We start from the raw sequence: 18,103 nt of genomic DNA on the forward strand, positions 1-18,103 counted from the left end.
CCGAATTCCGATATTTCCCTAGGCGAAAAAGTAGACCGGTGAGACCACCGGTATTCTCAGGAACCGCTTCTCATCTGCGGCGCCGGCCCGGCATAACGCGCGCGCGGCCGGATCAATTCTCCGCTCTCGATCTGCTCCATCGCATGCGCCAGCCAGCCAGTGGAACGGGCAAGCGAAAAAATGATGATCGGCGCCTCTCGAGGCAGACCGAAGGCGGCCGCCATGGCAGCAAGCGCGAAATCGACATTGACCTTCTCGCCGACCATCTCCTCGCCGGTTTCCCGAAGCGCAGCAAATTGCGGCGGCAGGGAAAAATGCGAAAGCAGCGCCAAAGCCCTGACATCGCCATCGGGATAGAGCGGATGGCCGAAGGCCGCAAGGTGATTGCCCTGGACAAGCGAGCGGCGGATCGCCTGTTCCGCGCCGAGCGCCGAAGATAACTCGATCAAAGCGTCGACGCCTTGCCAGGCAGCACCGTGCAGCGGCCCCGTCAGCGTTGCCAGACCGGAGAGCACGGCAGCCGACAATGCGGCACCCGCCGAGGCGGTGACCCGCGCCGCAAAGGCCGAGGCGTTGAGTTCGTGGTCGGCAAGCACTACCAGCGCCCGGCGCAGGCAATCGGCGGCATCCGGCCGCTTCCAGCTCGCCGCCAGCCGCAGGTGCAGCGGCTGGTCCGAAGGTCCCGGCGCCAGCGCATCGGCGATGGTCGAGAGAACGCTGTGCGCCTCGCGCCGCAGCGCGGCTTGCGATCGGCCGAGCGATGGCAGATCCGCCGTCACCCGCTCTGCCAGCGCCAGGAACGCAGCCTGAAGCGATGGCGGGGCATTTCCAGTTGTTGTGCCCGAGAACAGCGTTTCCGCGCCGTTCCAGAGCAGTGCCGCCGCCTGCTCCAGCGTCGCCGCCTCGGCGAAATTGGCGGCATCCCGCCCACGATAGAAAAGCCGTCCCGCGATGATGGTGGAGATCGCCGAGGAGAGAACCGGGTCGCCCCAGCGGATCGACTCGGCAGCCACCATTTCGGCCTTGCGGCGGCCGGCATGGCGTTCGGCCAGTCGCTGCACATCGGCAGCCTGGTAGAGGCTGCGGCGCGGGTCGGCGGGATCGGGTTTGGCGCGGATGCGCCCGCGGCTAACATTGGCGTAAAGGGTCTGCGGCTTGGTCTTCAGCGCCTGCAGCGCCTCCTCGGCGGTCAGCCACGGCATCGGAGCCCCATATTGATCATTTGCATCAAGATTGACGTCAATGAGACTAGGTCGGATCATCCTTGCCGTAAAGGAGAAACAATATGAAAAACGGCTTGGAAGACGCCGTCGCCGCCGAAACGCAACTCTCGGATGTCGATGGCGAAGCGGGGCGCCTGATCATTCGCGGCGTATCGCTGGATCATCTCGTCGCGGACGGGACCTATGAGGGCGTTGCCGCCCTGTTGCTGGATGGCCTGATGGAGCGGAGCTTCGATGAAGCGGAATTGCGCGGCTGGCTGGCGAAAGCGCGAACGAAGGTCTTCGTCCATATTGAGGCCACCGACGACGCCTTGCTCGCACTGCCGCCGGTTGATGCGATGCGGGCGCTCATCGCCCGGCTGCCCGACGGCGAGGACTTGGATATCGCGCTCGGCCTTATGGCAGCGCCCGCAGTCTTCCTGCCCGCGGTTCTCAGGCTGCAGCGCGGCCAAGAGCCGATCGCGCCCGACGCAGCACTGCCGCAGGCGGCCGATATCCTGCGCATGCTGACCGGTAAATTGCCGAGCAAGGAGCAAGTGTCAGCGCTCGATACCTATCTCGTCACGATCTCAGACCACGGCCTTAACGCTTCGACCTTCGCATCGCGGGTCATCGCCTCGACCCAGGCCGGCCTCACCTCTTCCGTGCTGGCGGCGCTGAGCGCGCTGAAGGGGCCGCTGCATGGCGGCGCGCCCGGGCCTGTCCTCGACATGCTGGATGCCGTGGGTACGGCGGAGAATGCCGGCCGTTGGCTCGGCGACGCGCTCGATCGCGGCGAAAGGCTGATGGGCTTCGGCCACCGCATCTATCGTGTGCGCGATCCGCGCGCCGATGCGCTGAAAGGCGCGCTGAAGCCGCTGCTCGCGTCGGGACAGGTGGACAGCGCCCGCGGTGCGCTGGCGGAAGCCGTGGAGGCCGCCGCGTTGGCGATCCTGAAGGCGCGCAAGCCTGACCGGCCGCTCGACGTCAATGTCGAATTCTATACCGCGCTGCTGCTCGAAGCGCTCGGCTTCCCGCGGCAAGCCTTCACCGGCGTCTTCGCAATCGGCCGCACGGTTGGTTGGCTGGCGCATGCGCGCGAACAAGCCCTCGACGGCCGGCTGATTCGCCCGCGTTCGGTCTATATCGGGCCGTCGCCGGCGGCTGCATGAAGGCTGATCCGGCAGGATATCCGGATCCATTCCAGATCGCGCGTAATCGCGCGATCTGGTGCCGCACTCGTCAGACGAGCCGGCTCTGCTCCGTTGCTGCTTCGATGAAGCTGGCAAACAGCGGATGCGGGTCGAGCGGGCGGCTCTTCAGTTCGGGGTGATACTGCACGCCGATGAACCAGGGGTGATCGGGATATTCGATCGTCTCCGGCAGAACGCCGTCCGGCGACATGCCGGAGAAAACGAGGCCGCAGCTCTCAAGCCGGTCCTTGTAGTCGACATTGACCTCATAGCGGTGGCGATGACGCTCGGAAATGTCGGTCGAACCGTAGATTTCCGAGATCTTCGTGCCCTTCTTCAAGGCCGCCTTGTAAGCGCCGAGGCGCATCGTGCCGCCGAGATCGCCGGCCGCGGTGCGCTTCTGCAGCTCGTTGCCCTTGACCCATTCGGTCATCAGGCCGACCACCGGTTCCTTCGTCGGGCCGAATTCGGTCGACGAAGCCGCCGGCACATCGGCGAGATTGCGCGCCGCCTCGATGACGGCCATCTGCATGCCGAAACAGATGCCGAAATACGGCACCTTGCGCTCACGGGCAAAGCGGGCCGCATGGATCTTGCCTTCGGAGCCGCGCTCGCCGAAGCCGCCGGGCACGAGGATTCCATGCACCTTTTCCAGATAGGGCGCGGGATCTTCCTTCTCGAAGACCTCGGACTCGATCCATTCGAGCTTGACCTTGACGCGATTGGCGATTCCGCCGTGGTGCAGCGCCTCGATCAGCGATTTATAGGCATCCTTGAGGCCGGTATATTTGCCGACGATCGCGATCGTCACTTCGCCTTCCGGCGTCCGGATGCGATTGCAGACCTCTTCCCACTGGTCAAGGCGCGGCTTCGGCGCCGGCTCGATGCCGAAGGCGGCGAGCACTTCGTCGTCGAGGCCTTCCTTGTGGTAGGCCATCGGGACGTCGTAAATATTGGCGACATCGAGCGCCTGGATGACGGCGGACGGCCGAACATTACAGAACAGCGAGAGCTTGCGGCGCTCGGCTTCCGGGATTTCGCGATCGGCGCGCACCAGCAGGATATCGGGATGAATGCCGAGCGCCTGCAGTTCCTTTACGGAGTGCTGGGTCGGCTTGGTCTTGAGTTCACCGGCCGCCGGAATATAGGGCATCAGCGTCAGATGGACGTAGACGGCGGTGCCGCGCGGCAGGTCGTTGCCGAGCTGCCGGATCGCCTCCATGAAGGGCATTGCCTCAATGTCGCCAACCGTGCCGCCGATCTCGCAGATGACGAAATCGTAGTCCTTGTTGCCCTCGGTGACGAAATCCTTGATCTCGTTGGTGACGTGCGGAATGACCTGCACCGTCGCGCCGAGATAGTCGCCGCGCCGTTCCTTGTCGATGATGTTCTTGTAGATGCGGCCGGTGGTGATGTTGTCGGTCTTGGTCGCCGAACGCCCGGTGAAGCGCTCGTAGTGGCCGAGATCGAGATCGGTTTCCGCGCCGTCGTCGGTGACGAAGACTTCGCCATGCTGGGTCGGGCTCATCGTGCCCGGATCCACGTTCAGATAGGGATCGAGCTTGCGAAGCCGGACCCGATAACCACGAGCCTGCAGCAAGGCTCCGAGAGCCGCGGCCGCGATTCCTTTTCCGAGGGAGGAAACCACGCCGCCAGTGATGAATACGTATCGCGCCATGGGATTCACCGGATACCTTTTCAAAAACGATTCCACCAGCCCAAAAATTCTTTTCCGGAACTTTCGAAGCCTGACGCGGGAATCTGAACAAAAGAAAACCGGCAGACCCGAGGGCCTGCCGGCGGTTTATGTCGAGGACCGGTTTACTGTCCCGTCGGGACGCCGGAGGGCTGAGCCGGCGCCGGCGCGGCCGGAGCTGCGGGCGTTGCCGGGGCAGTCGTTGCTGGAGCGGTTGCTGCCGGTGCATCCGTTGAAGGCGCGCTGGCCGCCGGCGCCTGCGCTGCCGGAGCTTGCGCGGCCGGAGCCTGCGGAGCGGGCGCGGCGGCGCCGCTGCTCGGAACGCCGTTGCCCGCCGGCTGGTTGGCCGGAGCCTGTGCGCCGCCGAGCGAATCGAGAATGCCGTTGCCCTGGCCGCTCGTGGCCGGAATGCGGTTGAGGATGTCGCTTGGACGGCCCTCATAACGCGTCAGTATGCCGAGGCCGAGCGACGTCAGGAAGAACAGCGTGGCAAGGATCGCGGTCGTACGCGTCAGAGCATTGGCCGTGCCGCGGGCCGACATGAAGCCCGAACCGCCGCCGATGCCGAGGCCGCCGCCTTCCGAGCGCTGGATGAGCACGACGCCGACGAGGGCGAGCACGATCATGAGATGGATGACAATCAATACTGTCTGCATGGGTCCAGTCCTGCCCGCCGGAAGACGGACATAATTGAAAATTCTGGCGGCTCTTTACATGAGGCGTTCATCTATTCCAAGCCCTTCGGCCGAGAATACGTCGCGGATTGAACGAATAACCCGGGAATAAACAACGCCTCAGGCGAGCAGCCCCTCGTAGGCCCGGTAGATGGCGAGGAAGTCGGCGGCTTTCAAGCTCGCCCCCCCGATCAGCGCGCCGTCGACATTGGCAATGCCCATCAGCTCGCCGGCATTGGCCGGCTTGACCGAGCCGCCATAGAGAAGGCGCATCTTGCGGCCTTGGTCGCCGAAGCGCGCCGCCATTTCGGCGCGCATGAAGGCATGCGCCTTTTCCACGTCGCCTGATGTCGGCGTAACACCGGTACCGATCGCCCAGATCGGCTCATAGGCGATAACCGTATTTTCGGCGGTTGCGCCATCAGGAACGGAAGCCGTAAGCTGGCGCTTGACGATGTCGAGCGCCTGACCGGCGCGGCGTTCATCCGCCGTCTCGCCGATGCAGATGATCGCCGTCAGCCCCGCGGCAAAGGCGGCCTCCGCCTTGGCGCGCACCAGATGGTCCGTTTCGGCGTGGTCGGTACGGCGTTCGGAATGGCCGACGATCACATAGGTGCCGAAACTGTCGGCGATCATTTCGGCCGAGATGTCGCCGGTGTGCGCCCCAGAAGCCTTCTGATGGCAGTCCTGCGCGCCGATCGAAAGCGGGCTGTCGGTGCAAAGCGCGGTCGCCACATAGAGCAGCGTCGCAGGCGGGCAGATCAGCGCCTCGACCTTATCGGCGAGCGGCGGGCGAACACCCTCGGCGATCGCCTTGATCTGATCCAAGGAGGCACGGGTGCCGTTCATTTTCCAATTTCCCGCCACGAGCGGGCGCACGTCAGGTGTCATGCCGGCCTTCCCAAAATCTGCTTATGCCTGCGGCCATATCAAAAGCTTGCGGCAAAGAAAAGCATCATGCCCTTGACGTAAGGGGAATCTCGGCCATTCTCGGGCAAATTTTCCCGAAAATCCGCTGCTAAGCCGCAAGAATCCAGTTCAACACCCTGCGCCAGTCGATCATTCGGATCGGCGTTCCGTGATTGCCGGTCTGAAACAGCGTGAAGCGCGTCGGATATTTTGCCTTGTACAGTCTTTCGAACAGCGCCTGCTGGTCGCTGGCGGCATAGACCGGATCGCGACTGCCATGCGCGAACCAGAGCGGCAGCTTCGCCCTGTAGAAGGCGCTTCTGGTGAAATCGGGATCGGTAACCCCGCTCATGATCAGCATGCCCTTCAGCCGCTGGACACTGGCCTCGTCGCGGGCAATGCCCCAGCAGACCTGGCTGCCCATCGAGGCGCAGGAGAGGATCACCGGCCGGCCCGGCGATTGGGCGCTGGCATAGCGGATGAGACCGGCGATGGCGGCAGCGCCGTTGCTGTCGAAGCTCTTGACCGTCGGCGAATAGTAGACACCACCATTGCCGGCAGCCAGGTTCTTCAGCCGGTTGAAGTTGCCGCCGAAGCTGTAGTCGTTGGCCCCGAGTCGGCGGTCGCCGTCGCGGCCGTGGATGAAGATCACCGTGAAGGCGGCATTTTGCGCCGGTCCCACCCTGGTGACATCGAGGCTGACGCCATCGAGGGAGAGCGTTTGGTCGACTTGCGCCTTGCGGATGCCGAGCGCCACATATTTCTGCTGCACCCGCTTTTGCGGGATCTGGTCGCGGCCGTTGATATCGCGCATTTCGTCGTAGTCGATGACCTCGAAAGCGCCGTCGTCGCCTGTCTGCAGGACGGTCTGCTTCGAGAACAGTTCGTCCTTGAAGGGCGCCAGCGCTCCAGCCGCCCGCGCCGGCCCGCCTGATGACAGCGTGACCGCAGACAGGAAAAACGCCGCAATTGCTGATATAACAGTGCAATCACTTGTGGACATTCGCATGCAGATGGTTTCCTGAAGCCTGCCGCCGCTTGCCATTCCGCGCCCGGCAACGCAAATCATGTGTCAGACTCCGCCAGAATTGGCGGTGTCGCGTATAGAGGTGCTTTCTGGCAGAATCTGCCTGATTCGCAAACGTGACATGAAATGCGGTGATTTTGGATCGGCGGCGGATGCAAGCCCAAGACAGGATGAAGATCTGAACGGCTCCATGGACGACAGCAACGACCTTTTCTCCGGACTGCCCCTTTCTGAAAAACGCGAGGAGGCACAGAAGCCCGTGGCGCCGGCCGAGCGGCCAGCGGCCGCAGCGCCCATCGCCGCGACGCCGCCCTCCGCTTCTGTGCGCCCGGCGCCCGCCGGATCGAATTCGGATGAATACGGCGCCTCGTCGATCCGCGTCCTCGAGGGTCTCGAGCCGGTGCGCATGCGCCCGGGCATGTATATCGGCGGCACCGACGAAAAGGCGCTGCATCACCTCTTTGCCGAAGTCATCGACAATGCGATGGACGAGGCAGTCGCCGGACACGCCAATTTCATCGAAGTGCATCTCGATCTGCAGGGGTATCTCACCGTCACCGACAACGGCCGCGGCATCCCGGTCGAGAACCATCCGCAGGTTCCGGGCAAATCGACGCTCGAAGTCATCATGACCAAGCTGCATGCCGGCGGCAAATTCGACGGCAAGGCCTATGAGACATCGGGCGGCCTGCACGGCGTCGGCGTCTCGGTGGTCAACGCGCTGTCCGACTTCCTCGAGGTCGAGGTGGCTCGCAACCGCAAGCTCTACCGCCAGCGCTTCTCCCGCGGTCTGCCGCAGGGCGGGCTCGAGGAATTGGGCGACGTTCACAATCGCCGCGGCACCCGCGTGCGCTTCCATCCAGACGCCCAGATCTTCGGCGAGCATATGAAGTTCGACGCCGCGCGCGTCTTTCGCATGGCTCGCTCCAAGGCTTACCTCTTCGGTGGCGTCGAGATCCGCTGGAGCTGCGAGCCCGGCGTTCTTCCGGAAGGGTCCGAAGTGCCTGATAAGGCCACCTTCCATTTCCCCGGCGGCCTCAAGGATTATCTCCAGGCGACGATGGGCAAGGAGTTTACCGTCACCCGCGAGATCTTCGCCGGCAAGACGGAGAAGGCCAGCGGCCACGGCTCGATGGAATGGGCGATCACCTGGTATGGCGGCGATCCGCAGGTGCATTCCTATTGCAACACCATCCCGACGCCCGAGGGCGGCACGCACGAGGCGGGACTGCGCATCGCGCTGACCAAGGGCCTGAAGGCCTATGCCGAGCTGACGCAGAACAAGCGCGCCGCGCAGATCACCACTGACGACGTGATGATCTCGGCCGTCGGCATGCTATCGGTCTTCATCCGCGAGCCGGAATTCGTCGGCCAGACCAAGGACAAGCTGGCGACCGTCGAAGCCCAGCGCATCGTCGAGAATGCGCTGCGCGACCCGTTCGACCACTATCTCGCCGACAATCCGAACGAGGCGGCCAAGCTGCTCGACTGGGTGATCGAGCGCGCCGAGGAGCGCCTGCGCCGCCGCAAGGAAAAGGAAGTCAACCGCAAGACGGCGGTGCGCAAGCTGCGCCTGCCCGGCAAGCTCGCCGACTGCTCGCAGAATACCGCCGAAGGCGCCGAGCTCTTCATCGTCGAGGGTGATTCGGCAGGCGGCTCGGCCAAGCAGGCGCGCAACCGCGCCAACCAAGCGATCCTGCCGCTGCGCGGCAAGATCCTCAATGTCGCCAGCGCCGGCCGCGAGAAATTCGGCGCCAACCAGCAGCTCGCCGATCTCATCCAGGCGCTCGGCTGCGGCACGCGCGCGAAGTATCGCCAGGAAGACCTGCGCTACGAGCGCATCATCGTCATGACTGATGCCGACGTCGATGGCGCTCATATTGCTTCGCTGCTCATCACCTTCTTCTATCAGGAGATGCCGGAGCTGGTGCGTGGCGGTCACCTCTTCCTTGCCGTGCCGCCGCTCTATAAGATCACGCAAGGGGCGAAATCCGCCTATGCCCGCGATGACAATCATCGCGCCGAACTGATGCAGACGGAATTCAAGGGCAAGGCCAAGGTCGAAATCAGCCGCTTCAAAGGCCTCGGCGAGATGATGCCTGCCCAGCTCAAGGAAACCACCATGGACCCGTCCAAGCGCACCCTGCTCCGGGTGCTGATCGACGAGGTGGATTTCGAAGGCACCCGCAGCGCCGTCGACGATCTGATGGGCACCAAGCCGGAGGCCCGCTTCCGCTTCATCCAGGAGCGCGCCGCCTTCGCTGAAAACCTGGATATTTAAGCAGGCCTGAGACGCGCCGAACGGTTCGACAGAGACCATGGGCGCGCTACGTTTTAGCATTTCGCCATCGCCTCGCTCGCCAGGAACGACCAGCGCGTCGTCTCGGCCCGCAAGAGCCAGGTGCTCGATCTCAGAGCAATCAGCCTCGTTCCCGACAATATCGAGGCCATGTCGCTCGCAAGGCCAAGGATGGACCGACGTCCTCATTCGCGGCTCGGACAATAATTTCTCGGGCGCGCAGAAGACGCAGTTCTACGCCTTCAAGATTTTGCGTCGTCCGCAATAGTAAGTCATCAGCTCTGATGGTTGAATAGCGACGCTTTGTAGACGCTTTCACGGCGCGGACCTTGAAACCGCCGGGTTCATAGCCCATAACCAGAAGACAAGAATAAGAAGAGGCGCGCGTGGGTGTGTTTGACCGTCAGAAAAGCAATCATGAACCGCGATGGCTGGGCTCGTCGGCGCAGACACGCACGCCGCTGATCCCCTCCATCTCCGCGGCGCGCTGGCTGCTGGTGCTGATCGTCGCCGCCGGAGTCTATTTCTTCTACGGCTTCCTCGTGCCGGTGCTGGCGGCTCTCGTCATCGGCTTCGCCAGCTGGCCGCTCTACCGCAAGCTTCTTGCCCGCGTCGGCGGCAATACGACGGTCGCCGCGACCATCGCCATCCTCCTCATCGTCACCTTCCTGGTCATTCCGATCGGTTTTGCGGTCACCTACACGACGGGCGAGGTGCGCAACTGGGTCACGTGGGCGATCCACGCCAACCGCGCCGGCGCCGCGACGCCGAATTGGATCGTTGCTCTGCCCTGGGCAGGGGCCTATCTCGATGACGTCTGGACGAAATATATCGGCAGTCCCGGCGCCTTGGGGGAACTCATCCAAGCCGTCAGCGGCGCCAATATCGGCAACATCTATCGGGCCGTACTTGCAGCCGGCGGTGGCGCCTTCCACCTTCTGCTGACGCTGCTCTTCATGCTGATTGCGCTGTTCTTCGTCTATCGCGACGGTTTCTCCTTCTCCAAGCAGATCGACATGCTCGGCGAGCGCATCCTGCCGAACCGCTGGGAGCGCATTTCCCGCGTCGTGCCGGCGACGATCAGCTCCACCGTCATGGGCATGACGCTGATTGCGATCGGCGAAGGCATCGTGCTCGGCGTGGCCTACTGGATCGCCGGTGTGCCGTCGCCGGTCACGCTTGGCGTGCTGACGGGCGTGATGGCGCTGATCCCCGGCGGCGCGCCGCTCTCCTTCACGCTGGTCTCCATTTATCTCCTGGCAAGCGGCTCGCATGTCGCCGGTATCGGTCTCTTCGTCTGGGGCACGGTCGAGCTCTTCATCGTCGATAAGACGCTGCGCCCGAAACTTGTCGGCGGCCCGATCAAGCTACCCTTCCTGCCGACCTTTTTCGGTCTGGTCGGCGGCGTCAAGACTATGGGCTTCCTCGGCCTCTTCATCGGCCCGGTGCTGATGGCGCTGATCGTCGCGATCTGGCGCGAGTGGGTCCACGAGGCCCGCAATGTCGAGAGCAGCGAGCGGGTACCGCAGATCGTCATCGATGAACAGGCCCCGCCGTCCAAGCCGATTCCCCGTGTAGCCGAAGGCTGAAACGGGCTCGCGGGCTGCTATCCCAGCCGCTTTTCCATGAACAGACTGAGCGGATCCGGCAGATAGGCGCCGAACGGATCGATGTCCCGGTATCCGTATTTGCGGTAGAGAGCGATCGCCTCGGGCTGGTAGATGCCGGTCTCGAGCCGGACCGCCGTCAGCCGCTTTTCCCTCGCGATCGCTTCCAGCGCGTTCATCAGGCCGCTGGCGATCCTCAGTCCCCTCGCCTGCGGGTCGACGAACATCCGCTTGATCTCCGCCGTGCCGTCGCCGGCCTCGACCAGCGCGCAGCACCCGACGATCGCCCCATCATGGCGCGCGACCAGAAAACTCACCGAAGGCTCCTCCAGCGAGGAGAGGTCGACGAGATGGTTGCTCTCGGCGGGATAGAGCGCCCCCGCATAGGCATCGGAGAGATCGAGAAGGCGGATGACGCCCTCCTGCCGCGGCGGCTCCTGGGCAATACGAACGGACATGCTGGCTCCCGATTCTTGCAAGACGCAACTTTTGCCTCGACATGACGAAGAGTTAATGCTCTCGCCTTGTTTCGGTTGGAATTCCGCCGTCTAAGGCGATATCAGGTTCAATAGCCAAGGAAGCAGAATATGCAAGCGGTGCTCATCGTGATGACCGTTCTCGGTTGCGACGATTCCGTCAGCCAATGCAATTATGTTGCGACCGTCGACAAACGCTGGGAAACGGTTGCCGCTTGCGATGCCGAAGCCGAACGCCGGCTAAAGGCCTATACCAATGTCAATTACCCCTCGGTGATCGCTGTCTGTGAGGCGCCGAAAGCCGCCGCCGAACCGCCAAAGCCGGCGCCCGTGCCTGCGACCATTACAGCACCCGAGCCTGTGGAGGAACCCGTGGGAAGACTCGCCGGATTTGCTGAAAACATCGCCGGTCAGGTCCGCGCACATCTTCCGTCGGGCCGAGACGTCAAGGAGACACTCTCTAAGCCTGTGCACTTCGTATCCGCCAGCTATTCCTGGGTGGTGACACGGATCGCTGATTAAGCGGCCGCAAGCGCTGCATAGACGCGGGCCGACTGCCGCTGTTCGGCGACATGCAGCTTTTCCACCATGTCGAGCAGCTCGCCGACCGCGCCATGTTCGCCGTTATGATGGCGGAATTTTTCAAGCAGACGGCCGCAGACATTGCCGAGCACGCTGCCCGGCGCTTTTCTGGAGGCCTCGCGCCAGAGCAGCGTTGCCTCGACGAAAATCACGCTGATATCCCTCGGCAGGCCGGCGGATTCATAAAGCGCACGCACCGCATGCATGCGTCCCGTCGCCAGGATCGAGCGCACGCGGCGCTCGCCGCAGCCTGTCAGATCGACGATCGCTGCGGCGAAGAAGTCCACCTTGCCGGAGCAGAGGGCGTGCATCATGAAGGACGGCGTCAGGCGGCCGCTGAGGCGCAAATGTTCGACGAGGTTGGGTATCTCCCGCGGCGCGATATCGCCGGCGATCGAAACGATGGCAGCCTCAGTCGCTTCGCGGCTGATCCGCTGGAGCCGCTGCAGGCCGATTGCCGCCTGAGCGAGCGGCAGACCGACCAGCGCATTGCTGACATGCTGGGTCAGAAGCTGGCGGGCATCGGCCGGAAGATCGCTGCGTTCGAGGAGAAGATTGCGGATCTCGCAGCAGTCGCCGAGCCGTTCGGCGATGCGCTTCAACGAAAGACGGGAAATGACAGCGCCCTCGTTCTCGAGCAGGCAGAGCAGCTCCTCTTCATCGCCGACCTCCGCAAGGGCGGCTGAAACCGGCCGCGTCACACGCGCCCTCGCCGCGATCAGCATCCGGGTTGGGCCATTGCCGCGTGCGGCGAGATCGACGAGATCGGCGTCGGTCAGAAGCGGTGAACAGGTGATGGCGTGGCAGGCGATCTCAGGCTGATCCGCGGCAAGCGAAAGGACCAGACTGCGCGGCGCGTCTGGCGACCAGGCGATCGCCTCGGCAAGCGCAAGCCGCACGCGCGGCGACGGATCGTCGAGCAGAAAGGTCATTGCCATCTCGGCCGCCGCCCGCTCCTCCACGCTCATCTGAGATTGCAGATAGGCTCGACCGAGTGCGTTCGCGGCCCGGGCCCGATCGCCGGTCTTGGCCGTTTCGATCCAACGAAGGAAAGCTTCTACGATCACGCGACGCCCCAGCACTTGAACGCGATTCCCTCGCGTTCCTTTCATTGCTGCGACCGTAGCGGCAAAAAGTTTAAGATTCGTTCACCATATTTCTTAAGCCTTTGTATGCCTTCGCGTCAGCCCTCGACCTGCGGCCGGAGCATCTCGAAGACATCGCTACCCTCGCTGTAATCCATGTAGCCCATCCGGGCCACAGGCCGGGCGATCGACATGTCGAGGCGGCCATCCCTGACAATCGCCTCGTCGATGCGGATGCCGATCACCTCGCCGAACACCATGACGTTTTCGGATGGCGCACCCGACAGCGTCTTCGGCTCAATGATCTCGGTAACCCTGCACTCGAGCACCGCGAACGCCTCGCCGACATAGGGGGCATCGATGAGTTCGGCCTGCTTCGGCGTCAGCCCGGCGAAGCCGAATTCGCTGTCGCCGTAGGGCAGTGCGGCCGAGGAAAGGTTCATCTTTTCGGCAAGATCGCGGCTGACGAAATTGCAGGTGAAGACGCCGGTCTCGGCGGCGTTGCGCTGGCTGTGCTTGCGCCCGGCGGAGGAAAACATCACCAGCTTCGGCCGGTCGGCGACGGCGTTGAAGAAGGAATAGGGCGCGAGATTGATCGAGCCATCCCTGCCCTTACTGCCGATCCAGCCGATCGGCCGTGGCGACACGATCGCCTTGAAGGGATCATGCGCCAGCCCATGGCGGTTGCTGTCGGTGGTGTAGAACATCAATCCTCGCCACCGATCCAGGTGACGGTGTCGGCAAGCTCCGGCCGCGGCCGCTCGATTGCCGGAAATGTCGTCGAACCGATATGGATGAAGCCCGCCACCTTTTCGCCCGGTTCGACGCCGAGCAGCGGATAGGCGCGCTCATCATAGGCGAACCACTCCGTCAGCCAGTTGGCCACGAACCCATGGGCATTGGCTGACAGGATGACGTTGAGGCAGAGTGCGCCGGCCGACATCAGTTGCTCCCATTCCGGGATCTTGATGTGCGGCCCTGCCTTGCTGACGACGGCCACGACCACAGGCGCGCGGGTGAAACGGGTGCGTTCGACCTGGATCATCTCTTCGGAGAGGTCGGGTTTCGTCTCGAGCGCCAGTCTCAGCAGCGCCTCGCCGAGGCGGACGCGCTCCCGTCCGCGATAGACGATGAAGCGCCAGGGCGCGATCTTGCCGTGATCGGGAACACGCGAGGCAAGACGCAGGATTTCCTCGATTTCGGCCTTCTCGGGGCCTGGTTCGCACATCTGGAAAGCGGGGATGGAGCGACGCACGGCGAGATAGTCAATCAGCTTGATGTCGGATTTCATGCGGGAGAAGCTTTCATTTTTATGCTGCTGCAAAGCGTGGGTCTTGAATTTGCCATCGCGTTGGTCTTGAAGTGGCCTTTGCGATTTCAGAAGTCAATCGGTTCACGAAACAGATGTTTGGCATTTCGCCTTTTGCACGCCTCGGCCTCGCCATCGCCCTGATGGTAGTGACGCCCCTCGGCGCCGGCGCGCAGGACGCTTTCAAGGACTTCAAGCAGATCGAATCGACGCCGAAGATGCCGAAGCTCAACGCTTTCATCGCGCCCGGCACCGCCCCCGAAGCCGCCAAGCTGCGCGACGTCGCGATGGAAGCCAAGCTGACGGCCGACGGCACGCCTGTCGAGGATGGTCTGTCCTGGTACGTCTTCAGCCCGATCGCCGGGACCGACGGCAAGCTGCCGCTGATCGCTAGCGCCAAGGGCGGACCCGCCGCCTTCCAGCTCGCTCCGGGCGATTATTTCGTTAATGTCTCCTTCGGCCGCGCCGGCGTCACCAAGAAGCTGACGGTGCCGGCCGACGGCCAGGTCGACAAGCAGGTGATGGTGCTTGATGCCGGCGGCCTGCTGCTCAATGCCGTCTCCGGCACCGATGCCCGCATCCGCCCCGATCAGTTGAGCTTCTCGATCTATTCCTCGGAAGTCCGCGACGACGGCGAGCGCGGCCTCGTCGTGGCCGACGTCTCTCCGAACACGGTCGTGCGCCTCAATGCCGGCACCTATCACATCGTGTCCGAATATGGCAGCGTCAATGCCGTCATCCGCGCCGACATCCAGGTCGAGGCCGGCAAATTGACCGAGGCGACGATCCAGCATCGCGCCGCCCAGATCACCTTCAAGCTGGTCTCCGAAGCCGGCGGCGAGGCGATCGCCGATACGGCCTGGTCGATCCTGACGGCAGCCGGCGACAGCGTCGGCGAAAGCGTCAGCGCCTTTCCGACCATGGTGCTTGCCGAAGGCGAATATTCCGCCGTCGCCCGCAACAAGGACAAGATCTACCAGCGGGATTTCAAAGTGGTCGCCGGCAGGAACACCGATGTCGAAGTTCTGATGAAAGACCAGCAGCCGCAGCAGCCGGAGAGTGCGGCCCGCACGGTGCAGCAGGTGCCGGCCGGTACGCCGTCTCCGCCGGGTGTCCAGCCGGCTCCGGAAGCGCCCCTGCCCTCCTACGAACAGCTCGTGCCGCAGGGCGGTGACGGCGCCAGCCTGGATTGATTTTACCGCGCACGCGGATCGGCCAGCGCTTTAATCGTCAGTTTCCATTATGGGCTGGAAGATACTTCGAAGAGTAGCTGGGGCTCGGAATGCCCCGCTTTTATTCGACAGCGCCGAGGTTCGGCGCTGTCGTATTCCGGGTATTTTCAAGCCGCCTTGGCTTTCTTTGCTTCGGCCTTGCGACGCAGGTCCGGCGGTGTCGCCTCGAGCGTCAGGCCCTCGACCGCAGCGTCGAGCCCCATCGAAACCTGGTCCTGGCTGCCGAGGCGGCGGATGTTGACCGTGCGCTCTTCGGCCTCCTTCCTGCCGCAGACGATGATGACAGGAACCTTGGTGACCGAATGCTCGCGTATCTTATAGTTGATCTTCTCGTTGCGGAAGTCGGTCTCAACGTTGAGACCGGCCTCGCGCAGCGCCTCGGCCACTTCGAGACCGTAGGTATCGGCCTCCGAGGTGATCGTCGCGACCACCACCTGCAGCGGCGATACCCAGAGCGGCATATGGCCTGCGAAGTTCTCGATCAGGATACCCAAGAAGCGTTCCATCGAGCCGCAGATGGCGCGGTGGATCATCACCGGCTGCGTCTTTTCGGAGTTGCTGTCGATGTAGAACGCGCCGAAGCGTTCCGGCAGGTTGAAGTCGACCTGCGTCGTACCGCACTGCCATTCGCGGCCGATCGCATCCTTCAGCGTATATTCGAACTTCGGACCGTAGAACGCGCCCTCGCCCGGCAGGATGCCGGTCTTGATGCGGCCCTCGGACTGCGCCTCGATCGTCTTCAAGACGTCGGTCATCACAGCTTCGGCACGATCCCAGAGTGCGTCGGAACCGACGCGCTTTTCGGGCCGGGTCGAAAGCTTGACGACGATTTCCTTGAAGCCGAAGTCCTCGTAGACCGACAGGATCAGATCGTTGATCTTCAGGCATTCGGCAGCCATCTGCTCGTCGGTGCAGAAGATATGCGCGTCGTCCTGCGTAAAGCCGCGCACGCGCATCAGCCCATGCAGCGCGCCCGACGGCTCGTAGCGATGCACCAGCCCGAATTCGGCAAGCCGGATCGGCAGCTCGCGATAGGACTTCAGGCCATGCTTGAAGATCTGCACATGGCCGGGGCAGTTCATCGGCTTTAGCGCAAAGACGCGGTTGTCGGCTTCCTTGTCTTCGGGATGGGTCATCGCATGCGCCGATTTCACGGCGAACATGTTTTCCTGATACCAGCCCCAGTGACCCGAGGTTTCCCAGAGCGACGTGTCGAGGACCTGCGGCGCGTTGACTTCCTGGTAGTCGGCCGCCAGCCGGCGGCGCATATAGGCGACGAGCGTCTGGAAGATGCGCCAGCCCTTGCCGTGCCAGAAAACAACGCCCGGACCTTCCTCCTGGAAATGGAAGAGGTCCATCTCGCGGCCGAGCTTGCGATGGTCGCGCTTCTCGGCTTCGGCCAGCATATGCAGGTAGTTGTCGAGATCGGCCTGGTCGGCCCATGCCGTGCCGTAGATGCGCGACAGCATGGCGTTGTTGCTGTCGCCGCGCCAGTAGGCGCCGGCAACCTTCATCAGCTTGAAGGCGGTGCCGACCTGTCCTGTCGAGGCCATGTGCGGACCGCGGCAAAGGTCGAACCAGTCGCCCTGATGATAGATCTTCAGATCCTGGCCTTCCGGGATCGCATCGACGAGCTCGACCTTGTACTGTTCGCCCTTGTCGGCAAAAACTTCCTTGGCCTTGTCGCGCGACCAGATCTGCTTGGTGAAGGGCGCGTTGCGGGCGATGATCTCCTTCATCTTCTTTTCGATCTTCGGCAGATCGTCGGGCGTAAACGGCTCGTTCTTGGCGAAGTCGTAATAGAAGCCGTTTTCGATGACCGGGCCGATCGTTACCTGGGTGCCGGGCCAGAGTTCCTGTACGGCCTCGGCCATCACATGCGCGGCGTCATGCCGGATGAGTTCCAGCGCACGCGCGTCCTTGCGAGTGATGATTTCGATCTTGCCATCCGTGACGGCGTCGGAAAGGTCACGCACGGCGCCGTCGATCGCAATGGCGACGGCGCTCTTGGCGAGCGACTTGGAAATGGATTCGGCGACATCCTTGCCGGTTGCGCCAGCCGGGAAGCTACGCACGGAACCATCGGGGAATGTCAGGGAAATAGCTTGGGACATTGAAATTCTCCTTGTCCAGTCCCGCCAACGAATGCGGGTGGTTGCAACGACAGCGCCTCCGTCCTTGGATGCGCTGCCGCCTGATACTCAGATTTCCCTCGGGAGTAAAGAAGGAGCGGCCTACATGATCATGTGCGCGAGGCCGCAGACCGTGTTCCAGTTGCGCATTGTGCCGATGCCTATCCGCTTGGTCGTCAGTGCCGAAAGCAGCTTGGATTGGCTCGGCTTGCCGGCGAAATCGATCCAGAGGTCGCCACCGACGATGGCGATGCGCTGTCCCTCCGTCATCAGCGGCTTCAAAGCCTCGACCTTCTCAGGGTCGACCGGCAGGCGCATCACCCGGACGATCACCTGGTCGCCGCTGCCGTCCCTGAACGGATTGGTACTGCAAAGCGCCATCCAGGTGCAGTCGCTGCGCACGATGATATCGACATGTTTGCCGAACTTCTCTTCGAAGCCCTCTTCCAGCGCGACCTCGAGTTCATGCGGGCGCATTTCGTCTGCCTCGAAAACAAGATTGCCGGTCGAAACCAAGGTGCGCGGTTCGCGATAACCCAGCTCTTTAGCAAGCGCGCGCAAATCTTCCATGATCACGCGGCGATCAGGTGTTAGGACGATGCTGTGCAGGAGGGCGATGAAGGTGCTCATGGCCGCCAGGACTCCTCGGTTATTCCAGGTAAGAAACCACGGTCACCGAA

Annotated in this window: 16 protein-coding genes and 1 pseudogene; 6 read left to right on the forward strand and 11 right to left on the reverse strand. The window is 63.1% G+C overall.

Annotated elements, in window-relative coordinates:
* Positions 1-56: 56 nt before the first annotated feature.
* Entirely contained in the window at positions 57-1,202 is a 1,146-nt protein-coding gene (locus tag GGI60_RS27400) for a citrate synthase (RefSeq protein ID WP_183913766.1), read from the reverse strand.
* Between the two features lie 83 nt (positions 1,203-1,285).
* Here GGI60_RS27400 and GGI60_RS27405 point away from each other — a divergent pair, with 83 nt between their 5' ends.
* The gene (locus tag GGI60_RS27405) at positions 1,286-2,374 is read left to right on the forward strand and encodes a citrate synthase/methylcitrate synthase (RefSeq protein WP_183913764.1); all 1,089 of its coding nucleotides are present in this window, start codon (positions 1,286-1,288) and stop codon (positions 2,372-2,374) included.
* A 70-nt stretch (positions 2,375-2,444) separates the two neighbouring features.
* Here GGI60_RS27405 and GGI60_RS27410 read toward each other — a convergent pair whose 3' ends face one another.
* From GGI60_RS27410 to GGI60_RS27425, 4 genes are all read right to left on the reverse strand, one after another.
* A complete protein-coding gene (locus tag GGI60_RS27410) occupies positions 2,445-4,073 on the reverse strand; it encodes a CTP synthase (RefSeq protein WP_064685859.1) in 1,629 nt (542 codons plus the stop codon).
* Positions 4,074-4,216: 143 nt separating this feature from the next.
* Positions 4,217-4,747, reverse strand: a complete 531-nt coding sequence (gene secG, locus GGI60_RS27415; protein WP_183913762.1) for a preprotein translocase subunit SecG — start codon at positions 4,745-4,747, stop codon at positions 4,217-4,219.
* Between the two features lie 138 nt (positions 4,748-4,885).
* Positions 4,886-5,656 carry a triose-phosphate isomerase gene (tpiA, locus tag GGI60_RS27420; protein WP_183913760.1) on the reverse strand — a complete coding sequence of 257 codons (771 nt, stop codon included), beginning with the start codon at positions 5,654-5,656 and terminating at the stop codon, positions 4,886-4,888.
* Positions 5,657-5,783: 127 nt separating this feature from the next.
* Positions 5,784-6,683, reverse strand: a complete 900-nt coding sequence (locus tag GGI60_RS27425) for an alpha/beta hydrolase (RefSeq protein ID WP_183913758.1) — start codon at positions 6,681-6,683, stop codon at positions 5,784-5,786.
* A 208-nt stretch (positions 6,684-6,891) separates the two neighbouring features.
* Between GGI60_RS27425 and parE the strand changes: the two genes are divergently transcribed.
* The 3 genes and pseudogenes from parE (at position 6,892) to GGI60_RS27435 (ending at position 10,589) form a co-directional block, all read left to right on the forward strand.
* Entirely contained in the window at positions 6,892-8,982 is a 2,091-nt protein-coding gene (parE, locus tag GGI60_RS27430) for a DNA topoisomerase IV subunit B (protein ID WP_183913756.1), read from the forward strand.
* A gap of 63 nt (positions 8,983-9,045) precedes the next feature.
* Positions 9,046-9,268, forward strand: a pseudogene (locus GGI60_RS32255) (esterase-like activity of phytase family protein); the annotation flags it as partial.
* A gap of 118 nt (positions 9,269-9,386) precedes the next feature.
* Positions 9,387-10,589 carry an AI-2E family transporter gene (locus tag GGI60_RS27435; RefSeq protein WP_183913753.1) on the forward strand — a complete coding sequence of 401 codons (1,203 nt, stop codon included), beginning with the start codon at positions 9,387-9,389 and terminating at the stop codon, positions 10,587-10,589.
* Between the two features lie 17 nt (positions 10,590-10,606).
* Here the strand turns inward: GGI60_RS27435 and GGI60_RS27440 are convergent, their stop codons facing one another.
* The gene (locus GGI60_RS27440) at positions 10,607-11,065 is read right to left on the reverse strand and encodes a GNAT family N-acetyltransferase (RefSeq protein ID WP_183913752.1); all 459 of its coding nucleotides are present in this window, start codon (positions 11,063-11,065) and stop codon (positions 10,607-10,609) included.
* 129 nt (positions 11,066-11,194) lie between these two features.
* Between GGI60_RS27440 and GGI60_RS27445 the strand changes: the two genes are divergently transcribed.
* A complete protein-coding gene (locus GGI60_RS27445) occupies positions 11,195-11,605 on the forward strand; it encodes a hypothetical protein (protein WP_183913750.1) in 411 nt (136 codons plus the stop codon).
* Here GGI60_RS27445 and GGI60_RS27450 read toward each other — a convergent pair.
* From GGI60_RS27450 to GGI60_RS27460, 3 genes are all read right to left on the reverse strand, one after another.
* Positions 11,602-12,747, reverse strand: coding sequence for a DUF2336 domain-containing protein (locus GGI60_RS27450; protein ID WP_183913748.1), 1,146 nt, complete (start codon positions 12,745-12,747; stop codon positions 11,602-11,604). The genes GGI60_RS27445 and GGI60_RS27450 overlap by 4 nt on opposite strands.
* 101 nt (positions 12,748-12,848) lie before the next feature.
* A complete protein-coding gene (locus GGI60_RS27455; protein ID WP_183913746.1) occupies positions 12,849-13,457 on the reverse strand; it encodes a flavin reductase family protein in 609 nt (202 codons plus the stop codon).
* Positions 13,457-14,041, reverse strand: a complete 585-nt coding sequence (locus GGI60_RS27460; protein WP_183913744.1) for a nitroreductase — start codon at positions 14,039-14,041, stop codon at positions 13,457-13,459. Before GGI60_RS27460 ends, GGI60_RS27455 begins: the two co-directional genes overlap by 1 nt.
* A 113-nt stretch (positions 14,042-14,154) precedes the next feature.
* On the opposite strand from GGI60_RS27460, the gene GGI60_RS27465 reads away from it, so the two are divergent.
* On the forward strand, positions 14,155-15,252 hold the full coding sequence (locus GGI60_RS27465) for a hypothetical protein (protein ID WP_183913742.1): 1,098 nt from the start codon (positions 14,155-14,157) through the stop codon (positions 15,250-15,252).
* A 146-nt stretch (positions 15,253-15,398) separates the two neighbouring features.
* Here GGI60_RS27465 and thrS read toward each other — a convergent pair whose 3' ends face one another.
* Entirely contained in the window at positions 15,399-17,405 is a 2,007-nt protein-coding gene (thrS, locus tag GGI60_RS27470) for a threonine--tRNA ligase (RefSeq protein WP_183913740.1), read from the reverse strand.
* Between the two features lie 120 nt (positions 17,406-17,525).
* Positions 17,526-18,053, reverse strand: coding sequence for a DUF1697 domain-containing protein (locus GGI60_RS27475; RefSeq protein ID WP_183913738.1), 528 nt, complete (start codon positions 18,051-18,053; stop codon positions 17,526-17,528).
* Positions 18,054-18,103 lie beyond the last annotated feature (50 nt).

Origin of the sequence: Rhizobium lentis (assembly GCF_014200175.1) — a bacterium.
Classification (GTDB): Bacteria; Pseudomonadota; Alphaproteobacteria; order Rhizobiales; family Rhizobiaceae; genus Rhizobium; species Rhizobium mulingense.